We start from the raw sequence: 26558 nt of genomic DNA, 5'->3' as shown, positions 1-26558 counted from the left end.
CGATAAACATCACAGGCAACCAATAAGGGCTTTTTAGATTTTTTGGTCTTTAAGAAGTTGGCGAGTTTTCCAGAGAAAGTGGTTTTACCACTACCCTGCAATCCAGACATTAGAATCACTGAAGGGTTTCCGCTCAAATTAACTCCAGCAGCATCGCCACCCATGAGCTCTGTAAGCTCATCTTTCACCAATTTGACCATCAACTGGCCCGGTTGAAGAGTAGTCAATACATTCTGACCCAAGGCCTTCTCTTTCACCGTATTGGTAAAGTCCTTGGCGATCTTGTAGTTGACATCCGCATCTAAAAGCGCTCGGCGTACTTCCTTTAAGGTTTCGGCCACGTTTACTTCTGTAATTTGACCGTGCCCTTTGAGCACGTGTAAGGCTTTATCTAACTTATCACTTAAATTATCAAACATCGCTAAAATTGGTAAAGGGCAAAGGTACATTTTTGCCTGAAGTTGGACAAGCCCCTTAAACGCAAAAAGACGACCGCAGAGGGTCGTCTTTTCGTTTGGCTGATTCTTAAAAAATCATTCACATAACGAGGCCAAAATGGTGATCTCCACCAACTCGAACTCCACATCAGTCGGGTCTGTAATCCGTACGTAGATCGTTTGGGCATTTTCTATATTGGTATATCCGTCTTGGGGCAAAGCATTTACATCGGCTTCTGCGTCTGCCTCAGTTTCAAAATAGTCAAAGCTGTACCCTTCTTCTAAGGGCTTTTCTGTGATCAAACCGATGCAACGGCTGTAATTCTCAAATTCAAAATTAGCCGTGAACGGCGGTAGCGGATCGTCATCATCAGAAACACATTCCTCAAAGAACAAGGTGGTACAATAGATCTCTGGTTCGCAGATCTTGTTCAGATCATAGGTAAGCTCATCGCGCATGATCTGCAGCGTATTCTCGCCGTAAAAGGTAACGATCCAATCTTTGTTCCAGTTCTCCTCGATAGGATCATTGACTCCGTCAAGATTAATATTCATATGGAGTTGATTGGCGATGAAATAAAAGATCCAGGTTCCAGGAGAACCTAGTCCAGCGTCGTAGAACACTACACCTCCGCTCGGGGTCACTTCAAAGACACTGAATTCGTATTGATCGGGCTCATTGCCTTCCGCAGCTCTCACTTCCCATCCGCATTGCTTAAAGGCCTCAGCAACACCGCCGAGTACTTCTTGTTGGATCTCCTGAATACAACCCTGAATGCTTTGCGCCAACTCATCCGCAGTATTGATCTCAAAGAGGGTTCCATCTTCTAAGGTCGCTTGAATCGGAAAACTGATCCCTACAGAATGCTCCTCGGGAATATTCAATAGGAATTGCCAAAACTGAAGATCATTACTTACACGAGTAGCCGAAACATATTCGTCCTCTTCATCGTATACATAAACGACAAAAGAATAAATAAAGTCAATACAGGTGACACTAGTTTGAGCAGATTCGTCCTCAGTGATCTGCGCTAAAAATTGGAACAATTCTGAAGATTCCTCAATAAGATCGCCTTGAGCAACAGGATCAATATTGAGTGGTTCGTTTACACAGCTTAAGGTCGCTGCCGCGAAGAGAAAAAGAAAAAAGTGCTTCATAACTAGGTTTTATCTCTAGTACAGTAAACACTAAAAGGTTGCTTCAAAAAGCACATAAAAAAACCGCCCCTGCCTGTAGAAGTATGGCAGAGACGGCTTTCATCAACTAACTAAACAATTAAAATATGAACAGTTACAGCTCTGGCAAGATCACTCTATTAATAGCGTGAACTACACCGTTCGCTGCCTGCACATTCGTTACGATGATGTTAATAACACGACCGTTCAAATCTGTGATAGTCGCGTTAGAAGCATCGATCTCAATATCTGCCCCTAGGGTACCTACAGTACCACTTACAAGGTCTTCTGCACGTACATTGGCTCCTGCGATCACGTGTGTGTTCAAGGTAGCAGTCAATGTAGCACCGTCAATATCATCTAAGCTTGAAGCTCCTAGTTCTGTCAGAAGATCACCGAAGGCATCGTTTGTTGGAGCGAATACAGTAAATGGAGCAGGCTCTGCACCGTTTCCTGTAGAAAGAACACTTACAAAGTCTGGCTGATCATCTCTGGTCAAAGCCGCAACTAGTGTTCCGAAAGTAGCATCTGCAGTAGCGAAAGTTACTACAGTTGGCAATCCGATTACAGCGTCAACAACGTGAGCTACACCATTAGTAGCAGTTACGTCTGGAATGATCACTGAAGACTGTCCGTTAAGAGTAACACCACTGTCTGTGTTGATGTAGATGCTCAAGTTGGCATCAGTATCTCCGAAAGTTGCTAGTGTGTTTCCGTAAGAAGTAGTTAGATCAGCAGCGAATAAAGAACCGCTAATCGCGTGGTTCAATACTACTTGAGTCAATACCTCAACAGGCACCTCATCAATACTGTTGAATCCAGCAGCATCTAAGAAAGCTGCGAAAGAATCGTTTGTTGGAGCGAATACAGTGAAGTCAGCACTTGGGTCAGCAAGTACCGCATCCAATCCTGTAATTTTCAAAGCAGCAAACAAGCTGGTCAATGCTGGGTTGGTGTACGCCAAACCAGTTAGCGTCGGTGCAGCCCCGTCAGCGATAGCCATTGGCAACAACACTTTATCTACAGCGTGGATCACTCCGTTTCCTGTTTGTACATCAACAGCAATAATGTTTGATGGTACTCAGTAGCATCGATCACCTGAGCTCCAGCGTCTAGGCTGATCTCAATAGTAGATCCTTCAAAAGTAGTTGGAGTTTGCCCATCTTCTAAGTCACCTGAACGTACATTGGCAGATGCCAATACGTGGTAATTTAAGATTGTACGTAGTGCACTTTGAGGTACATCATCCAAAGAAGCAAAGCCTAAAGCGTTCAATAGGTCTACGAAAGCTTCGTTTGTTGGAGCAAATACTGTGAAAGGTGCACTGGTTGATCCTGATAGTAAAGCTACGTAGTCTAAGTCTGTGTCAGAAGCAGCGATCAAAGCGTCAACTAAGATTGAAAAGTCAGGGTTGGCTAAGGCTTGTGTAGTAACGTTAGCTACTCCAATAACTGCGTCTACAGCGTGGATAACACCGTTAGAAGCAGCAATGTCTGCAGTAGTTACGTTAGAAACACCATTTACATTAACACCAGATGCAGTGTTGATGAAAAGGCTCAAGTTAGCTCCAGAAGTAGCTTCTGTAGCTAAAGAAGATACATAGCCCGTAATGAGATCTGTAGATTCATTAGTTCCATTTACTACGTGGTTTAAAAGGATGTTAGTCAAAACATCTACAGGCACATCGCCTAAAGCTGCAAATCCTTGAGCGTTTAAGAAAGCCTCAAAAGCAGCGTTGTTTGGTGCAAATACGGTGAACTCACCTGCACTCAATGTTTCTGTTAGACCTGCAGCCTCAAGTGCAGCCTCTAAAGAAGAATAGTCGTCGTTGTTGGCAACAAACTCGGCGATACTCACGTCAGTTCCCGGGTCGATCGGGTTTGGAGTTGTCGTCGTCGTTGTTACACGCAAATAACGTTACTGTCAGTAACGCGATTAGTGAAATTTTGAATACGTTTTTCATGTGAATTTTTTTGGTGTAATACATTTGTCTATACAACAACAGCACAACACAAAGTACTACCAAAAAAACCGAAATTAATAGAACTTTAACATTTTGTTTAACTTTTTAAATCAAAGATTAAACAAATAATGTTTTGAATATCAATAAGTTAGATGCTAAATTGTGGATTTCGGCGAATTATTCGCAAAAATTGAGGTTGGTGTTGATGATGGATTTTAGATCCTCATCTGAATCGATTTGAAGGGTTTCACCTTCAAAGATGGTTACCTGGACAGGATATTGAATTTGTGCAATCATGTCTTGGTCTAATAGATCTACAATACCATTGAAGGTTGCGCGATCGTGATCAAATACAAGAGTCTCAAAATCTGAAGTATTGGGATTGAAGACCGCGACTTCTATCGGATAGATAAAATCAACACAACGAATTGTTCGATTATACAATGCGCCAGATGCACAACGTGTAATGAGTTCATCAAAATCGATTGCGTTATTTATTTGAGTCTCGGTGTAATCTGCGTAGGTTACTGTAATCGGGAACACAGGGTCTATATCATTAGCCAGGTATAGGTCGACTAAATCGCTCGCCTGTTCATAATACTGCTCTTCTCCGTCTACAATACAACTAAAAGGAAAGTTGATACTAAAGCAACTGGAACCATCTATAGCATTGTCATGACTGCCATCATGTGCAGTGACACCCTGTACAAGGCCTACCAAATTGGTATCTTTCAAGAAGGAATCCTCTTGTTGATCTTGGGTAACTCTTAGCGTTTCTTGTTGACACGACACGGTCATTAGCACTGTGCTAATGGCTACTATAATATATGTAAGCTTCCTCTTCATTTGTAATAGAACAAACTTACGGCAAAAATTCCTACCCAGAATTTATTGATATCTTTACATCAGATTAAACCATTAAAAAAGGTTTGATCCGTAATTGCATGAAAAAGGAACTTTTCGATTCCGTCTGTGAAGAAAAAGTCTACGAAAGACTCTACCAGCAGCACGCGAAGGATCTACACGATTTTTGTTACTACAAATTTGGGGATTCCATAAATCCCGAGGACAAGGTCCACGAGGCCTTCATGAAGTTGTGGGAAAAATGTAAGGAGGTTCCTTTTGCAAAGGCCAAAAGTTTTCTCTTTACTTTGGTAAATAATGCCTCCTTAAATAGCATTAAACATCAAAAGGTTGTTTTAAAGTATCAAGCGCTTAAACCAAAGGGCTACACCAACGAGTCGCCAGAGTTTGTTATGGAGGAGCAGCAGTTCATGCAACGCTTTGAGCGCGCCTTGAACAATTTACCTGAAGGTCAGCGCATTGCCTTTATGATGAATCGCGTGGAAGGAAAAAAACATCAGGAAATTGCCGACATACTGGGGATTTCCAGAAAAGCAGTTGAGAAAAGGATCTACACCGCCTTGGATAAACTGAGACAGGAAATAAAAGAATTGTAAGACTTGGGTAGGAATTTTACAGCTAGGGTTGTTCTATTAGTGACAAATTAATATGAAAAAGGAAAATTTGTTTTTAAGGTGGTTAGATCATAGCTTGAGTGAAGCGGATCGCACGGCGTTGCAAGACGACGAGCGCTTCAGTGCTTACGAAAAAATTTCCCAAGCTGCACAATACTTTCGGGCTCCGGAGTTTGACGCCAGCTCAAGTTACGATCGCCTCCGCTTAAAGCAACAACAAGAGACTAAAGTAAGGCAACTTAAGCCTTGGCGCATCGCTTCTGCGATTGCAGCCATACTTGTTTTAGGGTTCTTAGTTGTGAATATGACTGCGGATGACTTGACTACCTATTCCACTGCTACCACAGAATCTTTGGAAATAACTTTACCAGACTATTCCGCCGTACAACTCAATGCAGGTACCACCCTGAGCTTTAATGAAGAAAAATGGCAAGATGCTAGAGATGTCTCCTTAGACGGAGAAGCGCACTTTAAAGTTGCCAAAGGAAGTACCTTTACTGTAAAGACAGAAGCGGGAACGGTTCAAGTGCTTGGTACAGAATTCAATGTCATTCATCGTGAAGGTCTGTTTGAAGTCACTTGTTATGAAGGACGAGTTGCTGTAGCAATCAATGGCAAAGAAGCTGTAGAGATCACTGCTGGTCAAGGGATTAAATTGTTGAATAACAAAGCCAGCCGCTTTGAAACGGCAGTTAGCAACCCGAGTTGGATCAACAATAAATCAGTCTTTAAAAGTACGCCTTATCACATGATCTTGGCAGAACTCGAGCGTCACTACGCGATTAAAGTAGATGCATCTGCCATTGATAAAAGTGTTATTTTTACTGGAAGTTTCACTCACCAAGATCTTGAAACTGCCTTGAAAGCAGTGACAGATCCACTACAATTGAAGTATAAAATTGACGGGGATCGAGTGACTATCACAAAATAATCACTGAACCAAAAGCGTGCGCAGCCGCATTCTATTACTTTTACTCCTTACCCCTATTGTTGCCCTTTTTGGACAGCAAACTGTTGCGCTTACCGATTATTTCCAAGAATTAGAAGCTGAGTTCAACTGTACCTTTTCTTATGAGGATGCAGCGCTAACAAGGCACATCGTTACCAATACTATTGACCCCGCTAATCTTCCTGAGGCTTTAGAAGATTTGCAGTCCACAACACTCTTTGATTATGAGTTATTGGCAGATAACACCATTACGGTAAAGCCAAAGAAAGCTGTCAATGAAATCTGTCTTAAAGTGTATAACGCGGAAACCAAAGAGGTTTTGGAAGGCGCAAGAGTTCTAAGCTCGTATCAAGATGCTACCACAGATGCCGAGGGTTTGGTTAGCATCAAATTTCAAGGAACCGTTGTGGTTACCAGAGTCAGTTATTTGGGCCTTGAAACTTCTGATCAGGTTTTGGGTTTAAGCATACTTTATCCTGATTGCCCAGAAGTATTTCTAAGTCCGGAAATTGAAAACCTCAACCCGGTAATGCTCACCAATTTCATCACCAAGGGAATCAGCAAAAAAGCAGATGGCGCTGTGAACGTAAACTACGATGCCTTTGATATTTTACCTGGGCTTATTGAAAGTGACGTACTGCTTACCCTAAAGGAATTGCCAGGTATACAAAGTGTAAATGAAACCGTGTCTTTTTTAAATATTCGCGGCGGAACCAATGATCAAAACTTAATTCTTTGGGACGGAATTAAAATGTATCAAAACGGACACTTTTTTGGACTGATCTCTGCGTTTAACCCCAACCTGACCAAAGAAGTTAACGTTTACAAAAGCGTTGGGAATGCTCGATATGGCGACGGTGTGTCTGGAATTATCTCTATGGAAGGTTCTCAGGATCTCATCCGTGAATTTAAAGTCAATGCTGGTCTCAATCTCTTAAGTGGAGATGTAATGGCAGAAATTCCGATCAATGAGCAACTGTCTGTAGAAGTAGCTGGGCGTCACTCTTTAAACTCGCTATTTACGACACCCACTTACGACGCTTACTTTGACAAAGCTTTTCAAAATACAGAATTGCAATCTGCAGCCATGGCGAACCTTACTTCTGATGCGGACTTTAGATTTTTTGACGCCCACTTTAGATTGCAGTATGAGCCCACTGATAAAGACAAGTTCAGGGTGAGTTTACTCCGTTTAGGAAACCGATTGGACTTTTTGGAAAACGGTATGTTGGAAGGAGAACCTCAAGCAAGACAGTCCAACCTAACTCAGGATAACTCCTCGGCAGGTTTTTTCTATCAGCGCAGCTGGAATCCGCGTTTACAAACCTCTGTACAATGGTACGGCAGCGGTTACGAACTCACTGCCTTAAATGCAGACATAGAAAATGACCAGCGTCTCATTCAAGAAAACGATCTGGTTGAAACAGGCATAAAAGTAGAGAACCAATGGCGACTTAACTCACGCTTAGTTTGGCAGCAAGGATACCAGTTCAACGAAACGGGCATCACCAATTTTGAGAACATCAATAATCCAAACTTTGAGCGTTTGGAGAAGCAAGTGCTACGCACACACAGCTTATACAGCAGCCTATTTTACGAAACGACCAATGGAAAGACCCGTATAGAAGCTGGGCTTCGAGCCAATCATATCAATAAATTCAATGAGGTTTTGGTGGAACCAAGAGTTCGGGTGACCCAGCGCGTTGGGCGGAATTTAAGCATTGAGTTCTTAGGAGCCCTCAACAGTCAAACCACCTCTCAGGTCATTGATTTGCAGAACGACTTTCTCGGCGTGGAGAACCGACGTTGGGTACTTTCTGATCCTGGAAACATCCCCATCATCAAAGGCCGTCATTTGGGAATGGGATTCAGCTATCAGCGTAAAGGATGGCTTTTCAGTGCGGAACCTTACTGGAAGCAAATAAACGGGATCACCAGCCAAAGTCAAGGATTTCAAGATCAATTTGAAGACCAAAGGACGCACGGAACCTATACCGTTGTCGGCTTGGATTTCTTAGCCAATAAGCAGTGGGAAAAGACCAATGTTTGGGTCAGTTACTCTTTGACGCAAAACGACTATGATTTTGAAGAATTTGATCCCTCAGAATTTCCAAACAACTTAGACATACGGCATGTACTTTCTTTGGGAGCCAACTTCAACTTAGGGAAATTTAACTTAGGTGCTGGTCTGAACTGGCATAGCGGAAGACCCTTTACTCCCGTAGGTGATAATTCAATTCCACAAGTTGGTTTTGTCGATTACTTGGATCCAAACAGCCAGCGTTTGGAGGATTATTTTAGAGTGGACGCCTCCGCTACTTATACTTATGATTTGAGTGAAAAAGTCCGATTGGTCAGTGGGATTTCGCTCTGGAATCTGTTGGGGAATGATAATGTAGTTAACACCTTTTATCGCGTCAATGATGATTTTGAAGTACGACAAATTGACGACCTCGCCTTGCGTTTTACTCCAAACGCCACTCTGCGTATTATCATAAAGTAGCGGCAGTTTACAGCCTTTTACTCTTCACTTTCAAATTAGAAACTCTACACGCGGTTTTTTACCCGAAACAGTATAGCGAAAACTTGCAGATGTTTTCATAATTGAAGGCTTTTTTGAGCTGCATAGCAGCGCTACGGAGCGAAAAAAAGACAAATAGTAGGGAAACAGCGGCAGTTTGCAGCCGCTGGAACGGGTTAAAGGCCGCATAAAAGCATAAAAAAACCGTCTCAGGAGACGGTATATTTTATTGGCGCAAAAAAAGATGATTAAAGGTAAGGAAGGCAGAGACCAATTGTAGGTTAAGGATATTGCATGCAACTTTATCTCAAAGACGCTACACCGTTTTTCGTTTAACCTAAAGAAAAAGCTTTGGTGCCTCACTATACGTCTTAATGGGTTGCGGTCGGCTGCCGGCCTTACCTTTGGTGCTTTTAAAAAAGGGCGGTCAGCAACAAGAGGTAGTCATTATGAACAGAAACTTTTAACTAGCATCAAAATGAATAACTGTAGGTTTAAGGTTTCTTGCTGCTGATCGTGCCCAATGATTCTAAGGATAATACTAACAGTTTAACTAATGTGACTTGTTATTGAAAAAAATAGCATTATTGCTTAAAATCAGTTCTCGGATTTCTCCTTTTCATAGATAGCTAATTTTAAATGTCTTCTTGTGGAAGCACGGATCCGGCTAATCATCTTTTCAAAGAGCATCGATCCTATTGGGTCGATTTGTAAGTAAAACAGGGCAGTCAAAAAAAACCCTACCAAAAAATTTAAAAAACTTTTAAATTATATTTACACCCCTTTAAAAACAAAGGATTACATGGCCATCAAAAATTTACAGGACGAACCAAACGTTTGCGAAGAGCGCACTTACAACGCTCTTTACAGCGCGCATGGGCAAGCCCTGTGGAATTTCGCCTACTATAAATGTGGAAATGCAGACGATGCAAGCGACCTGGTACAGGAAGCCTTTGTAAAGCTATGGAACAATTGTAGCAAGGTGAGTTTTGCCAAGGCACGCTCCTTTTTATATACAGTGACCAACAACAGTTTCTTAAATGCAGTGGCGCATCAGAAGGTAGTACTCAATTATCGCAGTATGCAATCTTCTGGTGTGGATAAACAATCTCCTGAGTTTTTATTGGAGGAAAAGGAATACGGTAAAAAGTTGAATGCAGCTTTAAATACTTTGACAGAAGCGCAGCGAACCGCTTTTTTAATGAACCGTATTGACGGCAAAAAATACAAACAGATCGCAGAAGAGTTAGACATCAGTGTTAAGGCTGTAGAAAAGCGAATCAGTCAAGCATTGGTCAGTCTGAAAAAAAACTTGGACGGATTTAATAAATAAGGTAGGGTATTTCTGAATTGAACTGTTATACCCTTGAAAAAGAAATAGAATGAACAAGCAAGAGTTGCTTCATAAATGGATGAATGACGAGCTAACAGGAGCCGAAGAAAGCGCATTGCGCGAGGATTCTGAGATGCACGCGATGATGGAAATTGCAGCACAAACACGCGGTATGGAGGCTCCTGAGTTTCCTAAAGACGCGGTGTGGAAGAATATTCAGCAATTGAACAAACCTACTAAAGTGAGAACCCTACAACCACTGAAGTATATTGTTCGTATTGCGGCTGTTTTTGCAATTGTAGCGTTCTCATATGTTTTCTGGCAAGGTTTAGATACCGATGTCAATACGGCCATTGCTGAAAAAACAGAGATCATACTTCCGGATCAGTCAGAAGTTGCTTTGAATGCTAATTCTTTTTTGACTTATAATCAACAAGATTGGAAAGATGCCCGCACCCTTCGTTTGGATGGAGAAGCTTATTTTAAAGTGGCCAAAGGAAGTGCATTTGTGGTAGAAACTGATCTTGGAGATGTTACTGTACTCGGTACTCAATTCAATGTTTTTGCACGAGAGAACCTACTTAAAGTGAGTTGCTTTGAAGGGGTGGTTTCTGTATCTTTAGACCAAGAGGTCATTACCTTGAGAGCTGGCGAAGCTTTAGAGTTAGAGACAGGTAACACCGTTAAAAATCTAACGACAAGTTTAAGCGCCCCGCGTTGGTTGCAAGATGAAAGTTCATTTAACAACGCACCTTTGACTCAAGTACTTAACGAATTGGAGCACTATTACAACATCCAACTAGAAGTAAGTGATATCGATCTGGAAAAGCGTTTTACTGGAAGCTTTACCCACCAAGATCTCGATATTGCCCTACAATCAATTTGCAACCCGCTTCAAATGACCTACAGCGTTTTGGATAAAAACAAAGTAGTGTTGAATGAGGCTGAGTAAATCTGGGTACTTTTTTCTGATCAGTCTACTGCTACTGATCACTAGCACAACAAGCTTTGCACAGGAGCAGATCAAGCTCAGCGCCTATCTCAAACAACTGGAGACCCAAAACGATATTCGTTTTTCTTATGCTCCGGAGGCTATAGAGGATATATCAATTACCCCTACCACTACTCCAGATCTTCAAGCCAATATAGAGTACATCAAAGCGAGAACGGGTCTACAGATCACAAAGATCAATGAACGGTATTATTCCGTAAGCGCACCAAACAGCATTCATATAGTAGTTCTTGATGCCACTACAGGAGCCCCACTGCCCAACGCCAATGTGATGATCACGGACCAAGGCGCCGGTTATACGACCAATGCGGAGGGTAGCGCTTATATTCCGAATCCTACCAATACCATATTTGTTGAAATACAATACTTGGGTTATCAAACCGAAGGCCTCAATCTGGGCCCTGTTGAATACAATACTGTGGTCGTATCCTTAAAGCCCAGTGTGGATCAGTTGGAAGAGGTGCTGCTTCAGCCGGTTTTTACACAAGGTATTTACAGAACTAATGATGGTTCCTATCGATTCAATACAGATAAATTTGGACTCCTGCCGGGGATCGCAGAAACGGACGTGCTACAGATCTCTCAAACCCTGCCTGGGGTTGAAAGTGTGGATGAAACGGTATCCAACATTAATATTCGAGGCGGAAGTAATGGAGAGAATCTATTATTATGGGATGGAATGCGCGTGTATCAAAGCGGACACTTTTATGGACTGATTTCCGCAATCAACCCCTATATCACAGAAGACGTGTTTATATACCGCAACGGAACTCACAGCCGTTATGGAGAGAGTGTATCCGGAGTGATTGATCTAAAGGCTATGGACGAGGTTACCGAACAAATTCATGGAAAGGCCACCTTAAACCTCTTGCACGCCAATGCCTTTTTAGACATTCCGATTAGCGAAAAGCTTTCCGTTATGGTCGCGGGGAGACGATCACTCAACGATCTTTATCAGACTCCTATTTACAACAGTTATTCGGAGCGTGTTTTCCAAGATACGCAGATCACCAACCTGGCTACTCCAAATGAACAATCTGATTTGAACACCTCTGAAGATTTTAACTTCTTTGATGTCAGTGCTAAAGTATTGTACAACCCCTCTCAAAAAGATCGGTTACGCTTTAATTTCTTGGCCATCAACAACAACTTAAACTTCAATCAAAACCTCTCCAACGATGCCTTTGAGCTCAGTGAAACCAGTGAACTCAACCAAGAGAACATAGCCGCTGGTTTACACTGGCAGCGCACATGGAACAGCAAATGGAGCAGTACCGTCGGGGCTTACCGCAGTCAGTACAATCTAGACGCGGCAAATTTTGAACTCCTAACCACAGAGTTTGACACCCAAGGCAATGAAGTAATCTCCTTTGTGGGTCGGGCGCAATTACTGTATCGACATAAAAAGAATGTCCAATGGGAAGCCGGTTATGAATTCATTGAGACTGGAGTAACAAACAGCGATCAAACCACCACTCCAGAATTTAGACGTAGGGTTAAAGAGGTTTTAGTAGGGCATCACCTGTACAACCAACTGGACTGGAATCCTTTTAATGGTAAGACTCAGATCAATGCTGGTGTACGTTTAACTCATTATCCAAAGATCAACGAATATCGTTTTGAACCGCGACTCAATTTGCATCAAAAACTGGGAGCTGGATTTGCTCTTGAGTTCCACGGAGAACTTAAAAGTCAAAGCATTTCTCAGGCAGTAGCTTTCCAGAACGAATTTTTAGGGGTAGAGAACCGCAGGTGGATCCAAGCGAACGGGAATGAGATTCCGCTAATCACTAGCGAGCAATGGTCTACTGGGTTGGTTTGGAATAAACGCAACTGGTTGATCAACTTAGAGTATTTTGAAAAATCTGTTGAAGGCATTAGTGCCACAACACAAGGTTTTCAAAATCAATTTGCGAACAGCGCTGCTTTAGGATCGTATCAGGTCTTTGGTCTAGAGCTTATTGTCAACAAACGTTGGCGTGGACTCGGGGCTTGGCTCGGTTACACCTACTCCAACAACGACTATCAGTTTGATTCTTTTGATCCGCAATCATTTGCCAATAACCTAGACATTACGCACTCCTTTCGTGCAGCGATTAGTTATGACCTGGGCCGATTGAGTACGGTTTTTGGATTGCAATGGCGCAGCGGAAAGCCCTTTACGCTTCCACTAGGTGAAGCACCCTCAGCCATTCAAGACACGGAAGACATTCCGTTTAGTGCGCCCAATGCAGAAAGACTCACCTCCTACTTTAGAGCCGATCTGTCTTTTAAATATATTGTTTTGAATAAATCGGGTTACACCCTAAAAGCCAATGCCGCTTTTCAGAACATCTTTAACAACAACAATCTATTGGATCGTTATTTTGTTTCTCAACAAATTGGAGAAGACCAATTTGCGATCAATCAGATTGAAAACAGATCACTGCGTTTCACACCAAACTTCGCTTTGGAGCTCAGCTTCTAATTTACATGCGCTCGGGCGCAGCAATTCCCAATAAACTTAGCGCTTTTTCAATGGTCTTGCCCACGGTTTGAGATAGTGATACTCTAAATTGCAATTGTTCTGGCGAATCTGCAGCAAAGATGGGTACGTTCTGGAAGAAGGAGTTATAGGCCTTCACCAAATCATAAACATAGTTTGCAATCAAAGCAGGACTGTGTTGGGCTGCTGCCAAATTAACAGCTACCGGATAGTTCTGTAATTCCTTGATCACAGCACGCTCTTTTTCTGTAAGCGATACAGCTGCTGCAGGAGCCAAGTCCATAGTGGCTGCCTTGCGCAGGATCGCTTGGATGCGCGCATAAGTGTATTGAATGAACGGCCCTGTGTTTCCTTGGAAATCTACAGAAGCCTCAGGATCAAACAAGATTCGCTTTTTAGGATCTACCTTAAGGATATAGTATTTCAAAGCACCTAAACCAATGTCTTGATACAGCCCTTGTTTTTGGGCATCTGTATAGCCATCAAGTTTACCGAGTTCTGAAGCGATTGTTCCAGCTGTTGTTGCCATCTCCTCAATAAGATCATCGGCATCAACTACAGTCCCTTCTCGACTTTTCATTTTTCCGCTCGGTAGGTCGACCATTCCATAACTCAAATGGAACAGGTTTTCTGCCCAGCTATAACCGAGCTTTTTCAGGATCAAAAACAAAACTTTAAAGTGATAATCCTGTTCGTTCCCAACGGTATATATCATCCCATTAGCATCGGGCATGTCTTTAATTCTTTGGATGGCAGTCCCAATGTCCTGAGTCATATAAACTGCGGTTCCATCACTCCTTAGCACCAATTTCTCATCAAGGCCTTCATCGGTCAAGTCACACCAAACAGAACCATCCTCTTTTTTAAAGAAGACGCCCTTGGACAGTCCTTCCTCAATATTTTCCTTCCCTAACAAATAGGTATTGCTTTCATAGTACAGAGTGTCAAAATCAACACGCAAGGCCTTATAAGTAGCATCAAAACCTTGATATACCCAACCATTCATCGTCTCCCAAAGGGCAACGGTTTCTGAATCACCAGCTTCCCACTTGCGTAGCATTTGTTGTGCTTCAAGCAATAAAGGCGCTTGTTCTTTTGCTTCGGATTCGGACTTACCGGCAGCGATCAATTCCTGTTGTTGCGCTTTATACTCTTGGTCGAATTTCACATAGTACTTCCCAACCAAATGATCACCCTTTAATCCACTGGACGTTGGAGTTTCACCTTCACCAAATAATTTCCAGGCCAACATGCTTTTACAGATGTGAATTCCGCGATCATTAATGATCTGCGTTTTATACACCTTTTTACCGGCTGCCTTTAAAATCTCCGCCACAGAATAACCTAAGAGGATGTTTCGTATATGTCCGAGGTGTAAGGGCTTGTTGGTGTTCGGAGAAGAATACTCGACAATCACGGCCTCTTCACCCTGCGGTTGATGGCCAAAATCAGCGTGAGCAGCAATGCCCTCAAATGCCTCATAAAAGTATGCATCGCTCAAAGACAGATTCAAAAATCCTTTGATGACATTAAACCCAGTGACCGCTGGTAGCTCGGCTTCCAAATAAGCCCCTAAAGCTTCACCAATCGCAACTGGATTCCCTTTAACAACGCGCAACATCGGAAACACAACTACGGTGATATCGCCTTCAAACTCCTTACGCGTAGCTTGGAATTCTACCTCTGAGAGTTCCGCCTGATAAAGACTTTTGAAAGCAGCTTGAATGTGAGTTGTCAATAGGGATTGCAAGTCCATAACATCTATGATTTTAAGCCCCCAAAGATAAAATTTTTATTCCACTTGAAATGGCGGTATCTTTGTAAAAGAACCACCTATGCTGCAATTCGTCAAGTGCAGCCACCAGTTATATTAAGCATGAGAACACTACCCAACATTCTAGGCATTTTTCTGTTCCTGCTCACTGTGATGAGTTGTAAAGAACAAGCCCAAACAGAACCTGTTTCTGATGAAGCGCAAACCGTTGTTGAACCTAAAGATGCCGTTTTAGACAAGCTCTTTACTATGATGCAAGGTTCGTTCAATTCTGGGAAACAGGCACAAGCAGACAGTAGTTATTTTGACATCAGTTTGCATATGGCGCCAATTTGGCCAGAGCAAGGAAACTTTCTTTATGTGGAGCAGGCTGTGAGTGCTAATCAAGACCAACCGTATCGCCAAAGAGTCTACAAGTTGGAACGTATGGATGACACGCGTATTGGATCCATAGTTTATGAGATCCCTAACGATTCACTTTGGATCGGGAAGTGGAAAACACCGGAAGCTTTCAGTAGCTTAAGCCCAGACGATCTAGAAATTCGTCAAGGTTGCACGGTGTTTTTACAAGCCACAGCAGATGGAGGTTTCTCAGGAAGCACGAATGAAATGAGCTGTTTAAGCAGCCTTCGCGGAGCGTCTTATGCCACCTCTAAAGTTTCTGTTTATGCCGATCGGATCGAATCTTGGGACCAAGGTTTTGATGCAGAAGGCAATCAGGTTTGGGGTGCGGAAAAAGGTGGTTATGTGTTTGACAAGGCGGATGCAACCGAGTCGAACCCATCAGAATAAACCCATGATCCTCAACACCTCCTACAACAATAAAGAAACAAGACGCAAAATAGACGACCTGCTCGGCAAACCCTTTACCCTTCGCGAACGAATCAAACGCAAAGGAATCGGTTCTCCTCATATGCCCATATCGCAAGCAAGTATTCAAATTGACAACTTGCTAAAACTAGACAACAACAGAAACGTCTGCAATATTGAAATGCGTCCCAACGGGATCATCTTAGGATTCCGATCGCTATTAGAATCTTACGGACTGATTATCCCTTATTACAAACTAGTGCTTTTTAAAGGTGAGGCGGAGACCTATTCTGTCCACATGGACAGTTACCGCGTTGCAATAACCGCTCGTACTAAAGATAAGAGCATTCATAAGTTCATGAAAAAACTCATGGATGCCAAGGCGAGCTATGACGCCAGCGTTGCCGGCCCGATTTAATTTTCGTAACTTCATAGGATCAGCTACTAAACCCTTAGACGCATTAGCAATTTAAATTCACAAGGGTGAAAATTCTACTTACTGGAGCCAATGGTTATATCGGCATGCGACTGCTTCCATTGCTAGTCAAGGAAGGGCATGAAGTGATCTGCGCTGTGCGCAATCCTGCCAGACTTTCTATCAACGACAACCTACGGGCTCAAATCAAAATCATCACAATTGATTTTCTAGAAGAACCTAAACCCGGCCTGCTTCCAAAAGACATTGACGTTGCTTACTACTTGATCCACTCCATGTCTGCCTCCACCTCAGATTTTGATGAAAAAGAGGCGCGTTCTGCCAAGAACTTTAACGAACTCCTCAAAGAGACCAAATGCAAACAGGTTATTTATCTTGGTGGAATTGTCAATGAAAATGAATTGTCCAAACACCTGTCTTCACGCAAGAATGTGGAAGACATCTTGGCAGAAGGCCCCGCGGCCTTAACCGTTCTACGTGCTGCAATCATAGTAGGCTCAGGCAGCGCTTCCTTTGAGATCATAAGAGACCTTTGTGAAAAGCTGCCCCTAATGATCACTCCCAAATGGGTAAAAACTCGTTGCCAACCCATCGCGATAAGAAACGTGATCCAATACCTCATTGGAGTTTTGGGACACGAAAAGACCTATAACGAAGTCTTTGATATTGGAGGTCCAGATGTGTTGACTTATAAAGAAATGATGCAAACCTATGCTCGAGTGCGAAAACTGCGTCTACTGATCTTAGATGTCCCTGTTATGACTCCAAAGCTCTCCTCCTATTGGCTGTATTTTGTCACCTCAACTTCCTATCCTTTGGCCATGAATCTGGTAGACAGCATGCGGGTTGAAGTGATCACTAAAGATCGCCGTCTGCAGCAATTGCTAAAAATAGAACCAATCCCCTATCAACAGGCTATTGAATTGGCATTTGAGCGTATAGAACAAAATCAAGTGGTCTCGAGTTGGAAGGACTCTTTGGTTGCGGGTCGCTTTACTGAAGATCTTAAAAAATATGTCAAAGTACCTTCATACGGTTGCGTGAAAGATCATCAAAGTCTGCACATTGAGGATTCCAAAGAAGTGCTAAACAACATCTGGTCCATTGGTGGAGCTCGGGGTTGGTATTACGGCAACGCCTTGTGGAAGATTCGTGGATACCTAGATAAGCTAGTAGGGGGTGTTGGTCTTAGACGTGGGCGTACGCATCCCGACAAGATCTTTGAAGGCGATGCCTTGGATTTCTGGCGCGTAATTTTGGCCGATAAAAAAGCGAAGAGACTGCTACTGTTTGCAGAAATGCGTGTACCAGGTGAAGCTTGGTTGGAGTTTGAAATAGATGCTAACAATGTCTTGCACCAAACGGCAACCTTTAGACCAAGGGGATTGACAGGACGCCTTTATTGGTACGCCATGCTGCCGTTCCACTATTTTATTTTCAGTGGAATGATTCGCAATATTGCTACGAAGCGGTTTTAAGCGCGTGGCAGGAACACTTCTGCCATCATGCAGCGGGCACTACCACCACCACAGGTTTCGATGGTCTCTAACTCGCTGCTTAAAATGCCGCAATACTTTTCAATTTGATCGCGCTGCTCTGCAGTCAGGGAACGCTCAGCGGCTGCACTCATTACTAGAAATTTGCGCTCACTGCCTTGCACTTGAAGCATGTTTCCAGCGAAATTTTGCAATTGCTCTTCGGTAATGTTAACAATTTCCTTCCCGGTTTGCTTGAGGTGATTCACTACTGCTTTGCGCTCTTTTTTATCGTCTATGGAATCTAGACAGATCACGCAAAACTCCTCGGCAACACACATCATCACATTGGTGTGATAAATAGGCAATCGCTTTTCATCTACCGTCTGATAGGCGGTAAAAACAACAGGATCGTATTCAAAATCTTCACAGAATTCAATGAACAGACCTTCATCTGCTCGTGGAGACAAAGCGCAATAGGCTTTTTTGTTTACGCGATCTAAAATCAGACTGCCCGTACCTTCTAAAAATACATCTTCCTGTTCTGCTTCGCTGTAATCAATAAACTGCTCAATCTCAAAACCCTCACTTTCCAAGCGTCTAAAGACTTCCATACGGCGCTCTTTCCTTCTGTTCTCTGCAAACATAGGATACAAGGCCACAGTACCATCAGCATGGAAACTCACCCAGTTATTCGGAAAGATAGAATCTGGTGTATCGGCTAAAATATCATCGTGCTCTACAACAACGTTCACCCCTACTTCTCTGAGCTTGGCTACAAAATCATCAAACTCAGCTTGAGCCAAAGTGTTTATGTTAGCATTTTTCTCTGCAAGATCTTCTTGAAAGTAATTGTTCACCGCGGTTTGCTCGTTCATGCGAAAGGCCACCGGACGAATCATTAGCAGGGTATCAGTTATCTGTTGCATGCTTATTTTTTTGGCAAATTTAAATAAGTAATTCGGAATTTTTACACCAAAATTAATCCCTAATCAAAGGCAAAGTACTGCATCTTAAAAGTCCTTCCTGCTTGGCGATCTCTGCATAGGGAACTTCCTCTACAGTAATGCCGTGACCGCGCATCCAGGTATTAAGACGTGTAAAGTTTCTCTCTGAGATCACCACATCCGGAGCAATGGAGAATACGTTAGAGAACATATTGTACATCTCGTCTTTGTCAATATGGAAGCAATTGTCGACACCAAAATGATTTACCAACCATAAATACTCTTGTTCATTGAGAAAACCTTCTTTATGGATGATGCATTTGTCATGCCCTATTGGCTGAAAACAACAATCCAAATGCAAAGCATTGTCACGAGCCACGGTATTGGATTTGCGCAGTTCAAAAGCTTTGACAATTCTGTTTGGGAATTCCGCTTGTAGTGCTTTTACCGCCTTATCATTAGTACGCGCAGTGATATAGCTTGGGTAATCCTCGCCTGTATACGTCCCTACAAAGAGATAATCGCCCCAGGGCATTACATCTCCGCCTTCTACGTGACACTCTTCTGGAAAGGTTATGCGTTTGTCTTTGGGAATGGTCTCCCAAACATGACGAATAGCCTCAAACTCATTGGCTCTATCGGGTAGAATATTGGCTTTCACCATTTTGTCGTCTACGACAAAAGCGATGTCCCTTGAAAAGATCTGATTGCAATTCTCGATCAGCTCCGGACGGTAAACGGTCACGTCGTACTTTTTGAGTACGGCCACAACGGCTTCCATTTCTGGAACCATATCCTTTTCTAGCGGATAGGTCCCGGCAAGGACATGCGCCAAGCTCTTGGGATCATAACAATCTTCTGGTTTTGGAGTGGGCCCGTTACTGTCTGCTCTGCCTAATACTACGGCCCTAAGCCGAGCAGTCTCGTTGGTAATGTTTAGTTGCATAAAAAGAAAGCTCCATGATTTCTCATGAAGCTTTTAGATTATCGTTGATAAATGGGCTTGAACTCGCGGTGGTTCTCCCCGATATAAATTTGTCGTGGCCTTCCGATAGGCTCTTTGCGCAAGCGCATTTCACGCCACTGTGCGATCCAACCTGGTAGACGTCCTAAAGCAAACATAGGCGTAAACATCTCTGTTGGGATTCCAAGAGAACGGTAGATGATCCCTGAATAGAAATCTACGTTTGGATACAGTTTGCGATCTACGAAGTACTGATCCTCCAATGCTTCTTTCTCTAGACCTTTGGCAATATCCAATACTGGATCTTCTACACCCAAATCTCCAAGTACCTCATCGGCAGCTTTTTTGATGATTCGCGCACGTGGATCAAAGTTCTTGTACACACGGTGTCCGAATCCCATCAAACGGAAAGGATCACTCTTGTCCTTGGCCTTGGCCATATATTTTTTAGTATCACCACCGTCTTCACGAATGGCTTCTAACATTTCAATTACTGCTTGGTTTGCTCCACCGTGCAAAGGTCCCCATAGGGCATTGATCCCTGAAGCCAAACTTGCGAACAGTCCTGCATGAGAAGAACCAACGATACGCACTGTACTTGTAGAACAGTTTTGTTCGTGGTCTGCGTGAAGGATCAAAAGTTTATCCAAAGCATCAGTCACCACTTTGTTAGATACGTACTCTCCGCTTGGCTTTTTGAACATCATTTTCAGGAAGTTCTCGACGTATCCTAAAGAATCATCTCCGTAGTCTAAGGCCAATCCGCTACGCTTGCGATATGCCCAAGCTGTCAACACTGGGAATTTCCCAAGGATTCGAACAATGGCCAAATACATGGCCTCTTCTGAATCCACATCTACAGAAGATGGATTAAAAGCGATAAGTGCGTTGGTCAAAGAAGACAACACGCCCATTGGGTGCGCTGACTTTGGAAAGCCGTCTAATATTTTCTTTACATCTTCATCAACGTGCGAGTGATGCTTGATGTCTGCGTGGAACTTGTCCAGTGTTTCTTTATCTGGCAATTCTCCAAAAATCAACAAATAGGCCACTTCCAAGAAATCTGCCTTTTCTGCAAGCTCCTCAATAGAGTATCCGCGATAGCGTAAAATACCATTCTCACCATCTAGGTAAGTAATAGCACTCATACAAGAACCGGTATTTTTATACCCAGGATCTATGGTTACCACACCACCGGTGGCACCACGAAGGGTTTTGATGTCTATGGCAAGCTCATTTTCTGTTCCCTCAACTATTGGAAACTCGTACTTCTTTCCATCAATTTCTAGCGTAGCAATTTTTGTCATAGGTGTAATAAATGTTGATTTATTGGTGTTCTAGCAAATTTACGAAATATCGACCGAAAATTTTAACATTTGACAATTACACCTTGCTGATTTAAGCTTTTATTAACGGATTGACAAGAAATAAAAAAACTGCCTTGAGGGCGGTTTTGATTTTATCCGATTGATCTTTAGATCTTAAAGGCTTTTCTACCAGGATAATAAGCCGTCTCAGCAAGCTGCTCTTCTATGCGCAACAACTGATTATACTTGGCCATACGATCACTTCTAGAAGCCGATCCCGTTTTGATTTGTCCGGTATTCAGCGCCACAGCAAGATCCGCGATGGTGTTGTCCTCAGTTTCTCCACTTCGGTGAGACATTACGGAGGTATATCCAGCGTTCTTAGCCATGTTTACGGCTGCAATAGTTTCTGTCAAGGTTCCGATCTGATTTACTTTGATCAAGATGGAATTAGCAATGCCGTTCTCAATACCACGAGACAAACGCGTCACATTGGTCACAAAAAGGTCATCACCCACTAATTGAACCTTCTCTCCAACCAATTCGGTCAAATATTTCCAACCGTCCCAGTCGTTCTCATCCATACCATCTTCAATAGAGATGATCGGATACTTTTCGCAAAGTGAAGCTAAATACTCGGCTTGTTCCTTAGAGGTTCTCACCTTTCCAGAATCGCCCTCAAACTTAGAATAGTCATAAGCGCCATCTACAAAGAATTCAGCAGCTGCGCAGTCTAAAGCCACCATGATCTGATCTCCAAAAGAATAACCAGCATTCTTAACAGCCAAAGCAATAGTGTCAAGCGCGTCTTCAGTTCCGTCCAATTCTGGAGCAAATCCACCTTCATCACCTACAGCAGTACTCAAACCGCGATCGTGCAATACTTTTTTCAAATGGTGGAAGATCTCCGTTCCCATTTTTAACGCTTCTGTAAAACTAGTAGCTTCAACAGGCATCACCATAAATTCTTGGAAGGCGATCGGCGCATCAGAGTGCGACCCTCCGTTGATAATATTCATCATAGGAACCGGAAGCGTATTGGCGCTCACGCCTCCAACATAACGATACAACGGCATTCCCAATTCGCCTGCAGCAGCTTGAGCCGCGGCGAGAGAAACACCAAGAATAGCATTCGCTCCAAGTTTGGATTTATTCTCAGTACCGTCTAGTTCTATCATGATCTGGTCGATAAGGTTCTGTTCAAAAACAGAAACACCCAATAGGGTTCCAGCGATCTTACCGTTTACATTCTCAACAGCTTTACTTACGCCTTTACCCATATAATCTGAACCGCCATCGCGAAGCTCAACTGCTTCGTGTTCTCCAGTGGAGGCTCCAGAAGGCACTGCAGCGCGTCCCACTACTCCATTCTCTGTAATTACATCTACCTCTACGGTTGGATTCCCACGGGAATCAAAGATCTGTCTTGCGTGAATATCGACAATTATACTCATTTAATTAGGGTTTAGTTTGGAGCGTGAATATACAAAAGTCCTTGCATTTTCACTTTAATTTAAAATGAAGAAAGCCCTTGAAACAAGGGCTTTTCTACGAAAACGTTTGCGGACTTTGCAGCCCTATTTAAGGCTTTATGCCATGCTCGCCACGAACTCATCAAACAGGTAAGAGGCATCATGTGGCCCCGGACTCGCTTCTGGGTGGTACTGTACTGAAAAGCACTTTTTACCTTTAACGCGGATTCCAGCAACAGTATGATCGTTCAAGTGTACGTGGGTAATCTCAACATTTGGATTAGCCTCAGTTTCTTCTCTGTTGATCGCAAAACCGTGGTTTTGAGAAGTGATCTCTCCCTTACCCGTCAAAAGATTTTTGATCGGGTGGTTGATTCCTCGGTGACCGTGGTGCATCTTATAAGTAGAAATACCATTAGCCAAGGCAATGACTTGATGCCCAAGACAGATTCCGAAAAGCGGAAGATCCTTGTCTAAAATTTCTTTAGCCGTATTGATAGCATCTTTAAGCGGTTCCGGGTCTCCAGGGCCGTTGGAGAAAAAGTAGCCGTGTGGCTCAAACTCTGCCAAGGTTTCAAAAGAAGTATTGTATGGGAACACCTTTACGTAACAGTCTCTTTCTATCATGTTTCTCAAGATGTTCTTTTTGATCCCGATGTCTACTGCAGCAACGCGGTACTTAGCGTCTGGATTCCCAACGGTATAAGGCTCTTTGGTAGATACTTTTGAAGCTAACTCCAGCCCGTCCATATTGGGAACAGAAGCCAATTCCTTGCGCAGTTCATCCAAACGATCCACCTCTGTAGTGATCACCGCATTCTGCGCTCCGTTGTCGCGAATGTGACTTACCAAAGCACGGGTGTCGACGTCTGAGATTGCGATCAAATTGTTCTTGGCTAAAAAATTCTCTAAGGAATCATCCGCCAAAGGGCGTGAATAATTGTAGCTGAAATTGCGACAGATCAAACCAGCGATCTTAATACCTTCTGATTCAACCTCATCACTGTGGGTACCGTAATTCCCAATGTGAGCATTGGTAGTAACCATCAATTGTCCGTAATAAGAAGGGTCGGTAAAGATCTCTTGATAACCGGTCATTCCGGTGTTGAAACAAACTTCTCCAAATGCGCTACCGGTCACTTCGCCGACAGCTTTTCCTTGAAAAACAGTACCGTCTGCGAGGAGAACGACGGCCGGTTTTCTTAACTGATACTTCATGCAGAAAAAGATTTGTCAAAAATACGCAGAATGCAGATTGCTTTAAAATGTTTTGATCTAAAAGTTTTAAACAAATTGTGGACTTTATCAGCAGTCCAAAAAAAAGAGCGCACCAGGCGCTCTTTAATTTATAGTTTGCATAACCACTACTTCAATAGAAATGAGAACATGCGGCTCACATCTATTTCCTTTTTGAAGGAGAGGTTGTATTTCTTTGCATAAGCTTCTACTTCATCCGCTTGATTCCCGGCGAGCTTCAAAAGGTTCTTTTTCTTGAACTTGAACAGCTCCACATTGCCGTTGCGCTCTAAGTAATAATTACTGCGATGCACATAACGACTCTTGCGGTTGACCATTGGATTGTCTGATCCTTCTTTGATGTCGATGAACCACTTTTTCAAGATGGCAAACTCATCGTTCTCAAAGATCACTTCATAAACATCGTACAAACCTTTGGACGGAATGAAACGCGCTTTGAATTCTCTGGAGTTTACAAAAACACGATCTACATTCTCAAATCCGAAGGTAAATACAGTGTCCTTGCTGATCTCAGATTCAAAAACACCACGATCAATATTGAAGTTAATGTTTCTGATCAAAAGCTTGCGCTCCTCAGAAGTAATGAAAACACCCTTATTATTCCACTGCTCAAAAAGATAAAGCGAACCCTCAATATTCTTAGGCGGATTGATCACCACGGAGGTGTTACCAATGTTGGCACCATCAGGTCCATAGGTAGCCAAAGCTCCTAAATTATTGTTGTTAGCATTAACCGTAGTTTGCAATTGCGCAAACCCAGTGCTCACTGCCAGCAATAGCAGTATGAGTGTGGTATAGGGATGTATCTTCTTCATATAATCAATCTTCCTTTGAGGGTTCTACTGCTGATGTTGCATTTTGTACAACTGGATCAAGATCTGAGCGACATCGTTGTCATCTTTATAGGACAGACGATTGGCCTTGGCATAGGCTTCCAGCTGATCGGCTTGATCCCCAGCCATAGCCAAAATGGTCTTCTTCTTTAATTTGAAACGCGTCAAACGCTGACCTTCTAGCTTGTAGTAGTACTCCTTTTGAATGATCTTACGCTTGTTGCGATTGATCATCGGGTTTGGATTGGCTTCTCTGATCTCAATGGCAAATTCTTTGACAATAGAGTAATCAGGACACTCGAACACCACTTGATACATGGCATTACCACCTCGGCTCGGAGTAAAAATACTTTTGAAAACTGTATTATTGAATACGATCTTATCATAACCAGTAACACCAAGGTTAAAGATGGAATCTTGCTTGAACTTTGAAACCACGGCTCCTTCCAAAATGTCATAGTTCATTTTTGGGAAGACGTATTTCTTGTCTCCAGCATAAACATAACCTTTGGCTGCCCAATCATCAAAAAGCATTACAGATCCCTCTGTATTGGATTGACTCTGCCAATTATCAAAATCACGAATACTGGCAACACCTTCGATCTTCTGAATATCGTCTACGTTAATCAGCAGCGTATTCTCATCGTTTTGAAACAAACCGACCGAATTTGAAGAGCTACCAAAAACGGCGCTCGTAGTTACCTGTTGTTCTCCTTGTTGGGCAAAAGCCATACCAGCTATGCCGCACAGCATAATAAGCAATGATTTTTTCATAGTAATAATCAAGTTTAGTTAGTATTGCGCAGCAGCCAGCCGTTGCCTACTTACGAGAAGCGTAGTTCAGAATAAGCTTTAAATCTTCTTCATTACTGAACGACTTGCCGTATTGGCGAGCGTAGTCCTTGGCACGTTCAACCATTTCTTGGTCGTCTAGTGCTTCTAGAATTGCACGCTTACGCAATTTAAATTCTTCCAATTTAGTCTCTGTCTCCAAATAATAAGTCACACGCTGAATGTACTTGTCTCTAGGACGTGCGATCATTGGATTCGGAGATGCCTCTAAAATGTCTACCGTGTATCCTTTAAGGATGGTGAAATCATCACCGCGGTAAATAACTTCAAAAGCTTTATTTCTCTTGATCTCATCCAGGTAGAAGCTTTTAAACTCGCGTCCACCTACGATGATCTTCTCAATACTGGTAAAGTTGTAGGCTACAATTGAGTCTCCAGCTACTTTACGCTCAAACATACTGCGTTGTATGTTGAAATTGATATTGCTCTCTCTAAAAGAACCGCCGGTTCCCTTAGCTACGATGGTGGCTGATTGATCCCATCCATCGAAAAGATATATTGAACCTTCACGGTCGAACTTCGGGTTGTAGAAGGTAGCCGCTCCAGTAAATTGATTTCCTTGATTCGGGTTGTTAGCGATATTGCTAACTGCACCTTGGTTTGCTGCCTGATTGGCATCTACGTTTGCATTTTGTGCAAAGCCTACTGTTGCGCACAACAGCGCTAGACACAAAGAGGTAATTTTCATGTTGCTAAATTTTATAGTGTTCAAAACAATTTTTCTTTTCGTCAAAACAAAACCCATTTTCACAGTTCAGGTCACGGTAGCCCGGTTTTGACTTCTCTTCAAAAATATCAAATATAAAGCCAAAAAAGGGTAAGCTTTTGTAAAACCTTACCCTTTCCTATCTGTTAAATATTTGCTAATCTATTCTTCCTCCTTAGAAGCAGCGACAGGAGCAGCGGCAGCAGGTGCAGCTTTCTTACCTCCACGTCCACGTCTTGTAGACTTCTTCTTAGCAGGTTTACCAGCATTGTACAGTTCGTTGTAGTCAACCAATTCGATCATCGCCATATCAGCGTTATCTCCTAATCGGTTCCCCAACTTAATGATACGAGTGTAACCACCTGGACGAT

24 protein-coding genes are annotated in these 26558 nt (G+C 42.8%); 9 read left to right on the top strand and 15 right to left on the bottom strand.

All coding sequences use genetic code 11. The annotated features are described in order from the left end of the window. The 5 genes from ACSLP7_RS09475 to ACSLP7_RS09455 form a co-directional block, all read right to left on the bottom strand. The coding region (locus tag ACSLP7_RS09475; RefSeq protein ID WP_435579076.1) for a signal recognition particle receptor subunit alpha at positions 1-419 on the bottom strand (419 nt) is incomplete at its 3' end. Between the two features lie 114 nt (positions 420-533). Next, entirely contained in the window at positions 534-1595 is a 1062-nt protein-coding gene (locus ACSLP7_RS09470; protein WP_435579075.1) for a hypothetical protein, read from the bottom strand. A gap of 133 nt (positions 1596-1728) precedes the next feature. Next, the gene (locus ACSLP7_RS09465) at positions 1729-2649 is read right to left on the bottom strand and encodes a fasciclin domain-containing protein (protein WP_435579074.1); all 921 of its coding nucleotides are present in this window, start codon (positions 2647-2649) and stop codon (positions 1729-1731) included. Next, positions 2646-3524, bottom strand: coding sequence for a fasciclin domain-containing protein (locus ACSLP7_RS09460; protein ID WP_435579073.1), 879 nt, complete (start codon positions 3522-3524; stop codon positions 2646-2648). The genes ACSLP7_RS09465 and ACSLP7_RS09460 overlap by 4 nt, the downstream gene beginning before the upstream one ends. A gap of 229 nt (positions 3525-3753) precedes the next feature. Next, positions 3754-4422, bottom strand: coding sequence for a hypothetical protein (locus tag ACSLP7_RS09455; RefSeq protein WP_435579072.1), 669 nt, complete (start codon positions 4420-4422; stop codon positions 3754-3756). 98 nt (positions 4423-4520) lie between these two features. On the opposite strand from ACSLP7_RS09455, the gene ACSLP7_RS09450 reads away from it, so the two are divergent. The 6 genes from ACSLP7_RS09450 to ACSLP7_RS09425 all read left to right on the top strand — a co-directional run bounded on the left by ACSLP7_RS09450 (position 4521) and on the right by ACSLP7_RS09425 (position 13336). Further along, the gene (locus tag ACSLP7_RS09450; RefSeq protein WP_435579071.1) at positions 4521-5036 is read left to right on the top strand and encodes an RNA polymerase sigma factor; all 516 of its coding nucleotides are present in this window, start codon (positions 4521-4523) and stop codon (positions 5034-5036) included. A 52-nt stretch (positions 5037-5088) separates the two neighbouring features. After that, positions 5089-5985, top strand: coding sequence for a FecR family protein (locus ACSLP7_RS09445; RefSeq protein WP_435579070.1), 897 nt, complete (start codon positions 5089-5091; stop codon positions 5983-5985). Positions 5986-6001: 16 nt separating this feature from the next. Beyond that, entirely contained in the window at positions 6002-8506 is a 2505-nt protein-coding gene (locus ACSLP7_RS09440; protein WP_435579069.1) for a TonB-dependent receptor plug domain-containing protein, read from the top strand. Positions 8507-9326: 820 nt separating this feature from the next. Beyond that, positions 9327-9857: an RNA polymerase sigma factor gene (locus tag ACSLP7_RS09435; RefSeq protein WP_435579068.1), complete on the top strand. Its 531-nt coding sequence runs from the start codon at positions 9327-9329 to the stop codon at positions 9855-9857. A gap of 49 nt (positions 9858-9906) precedes the next feature. Beyond that, positions 9907-10809, top strand: coding sequence for a FecR family protein (locus ACSLP7_RS09430; RefSeq protein ID WP_435579067.1), 903 nt, complete (start codon positions 9907-9909; stop codon positions 10807-10809). After that, positions 10796-13336: a TonB-dependent receptor gene (locus ACSLP7_RS09425; protein ID WP_435579066.1), complete on the top strand. Its 2541-nt coding sequence runs from the start codon at positions 10796-10798 to the stop codon at positions 13334-13336. The genes ACSLP7_RS09430 and ACSLP7_RS09425 overlap by 14 nt, the downstream gene beginning before the upstream one ends. Position 13337: 1 nt before the next feature. On the opposite strand, the gene argS is transcribed toward ACSLP7_RS09425, so the two are convergent. Then, complete coding sequence (argS, locus tag ACSLP7_RS09420; protein WP_435579065.1) at positions 13338-15110, bottom strand: arginine--tRNA ligase; 1773 nt, start codon at positions 15108-15110, stop codon at positions 13338-13340. Between the two features lie 120 nt (positions 15111-15230). On the opposite strand from argS, the gene ACSLP7_RS09415 reads away from it, so the two are divergent. The 3 genes from ACSLP7_RS09415 to ACSLP7_RS09405 all read left to right on the top strand — a co-directional run bounded on the left by ACSLP7_RS09415 (position 15231) and on the right by ACSLP7_RS09405 (position 17852). Next, complete coding sequence (locus ACSLP7_RS09415) at positions 15231-15920, top strand: chromophore lyase CpcT/CpeT (protein ID WP_435579064.1); 690 nt, start codon at positions 15231-15233, stop codon at positions 15918-15920. Positions 15921-15924: 4 nt separating this feature from the next. Further along, entirely contained in the window at positions 15925-16356 is a 432-nt protein-coding gene (locus tag ACSLP7_RS09410; RefSeq protein WP_435579063.1) for a hypothetical protein, read from the top strand. Positions 16357-16421: 65 nt separating this feature from the next. After that, complete coding sequence (locus ACSLP7_RS09405; RefSeq protein ID WP_435579062.1) at positions 16422-17852, top strand: SDR family oxidoreductase; 1431 nt, start codon at positions 16422-16424, stop codon at positions 17850-17852. Here the strand turns inward: ACSLP7_RS09405 and ctlX are convergent. From ctlX to ACSLP7_RS09360, 9 genes are all read right to left on the bottom strand, one after another. Continuing rightward, positions 17849-18778, bottom strand: a complete 930-nt coding sequence (gene ctlX, locus ACSLP7_RS09400; protein ID WP_435579061.1) for a citrulline utilization hydrolase CtlX — start codon at positions 18776-18778, stop codon at positions 17849-17851. The two genes, ACSLP7_RS09405 and ctlX, sit on opposite strands and share 4 nt — an antisense overlap. Positions 18779-18830: 52 nt before the next feature. Further along, positions 18831-19742, bottom strand: a complete 912-nt coding sequence (locus tag ACSLP7_RS09395; RefSeq protein ID WP_435579060.1) for a dimethylarginine dimethylaminohydrolase family protein — start codon at positions 19740-19742, stop codon at positions 18831-18833. A 38-nt stretch (positions 19743-19780) separates the two neighbouring features. Then, on the bottom strand, positions 19781-21067 hold the full coding sequence (locus tag ACSLP7_RS09390; protein WP_435579059.1) for a citrate synthase: 1287 nt from the start codon (positions 21065-21067) through the stop codon (positions 19781-19783). Between the two features lie 167 nt (positions 21068-21234). Continuing rightward, positions 21235-22521: a phosphopyruvate hydratase gene (gene eno, locus ACSLP7_RS09385; RefSeq protein WP_435579058.1), complete on the bottom strand. Its 1287-nt coding sequence runs from the start codon at positions 22519-22521 to the stop codon at positions 21235-21237. A 135-nt stretch (positions 22522-22656) separates the two neighbouring features. Next, on the bottom strand, positions 22657-23757 hold the full coding sequence (gene carA / locus ACSLP7_RS09380; RefSeq protein WP_435579057.1) for a glutamine-hydrolyzing carbamoyl-phosphate synthase small subunit: 1101 nt from the start codon (positions 23755-23757) through the stop codon (positions 22657-22659). 146 nt (positions 23758-23903) lie between these two features. Next, entirely contained in the window at positions 23904-24611 is a 708-nt protein-coding gene (locus ACSLP7_RS09375) for a hypothetical protein (protein ID WP_435579056.1), read from the bottom strand. Between the two features lie 24 nt (positions 24612-24635). Next, positions 24636-25403, bottom strand: coding sequence for a hypothetical protein (locus ACSLP7_RS09370; protein WP_435579055.1), 768 nt, complete (start codon positions 25401-25403; stop codon positions 24636-24638). A gap of 46 nt (positions 25404-25449) precedes the next feature. Continuing rightward, positions 25450-26169 carry a hypothetical protein gene (locus ACSLP7_RS09365; protein WP_435579054.1) on the bottom strand — a complete coding sequence of 240 codons (720 nt, stop codon included), beginning with the start codon at positions 26167-26169 and terminating at the stop codon, positions 25450-25452. A gap of 180 nt (positions 26170-26349) precedes the next feature. Further along, on the bottom strand, positions 26350-26558 hold a 209-nt coding region (locus ACSLP7_RS09360), incomplete at its 5' end, for a L17 family ribosomal protein (RefSeq protein ID WP_435579053.1).

It is taken from the genome of Gilvibacter sp. (genome assembly GCF_965601605.1).
In the GTDB taxonomy this organism is placed as follows: Bacteria; Bacteroidota; Bacteroidia; order Flavobacteriales; family Flavobacteriaceae; genus Gilvibacter.
This window is presented reverse-complemented; position numbering and strand designations above follow the sequence as displayed.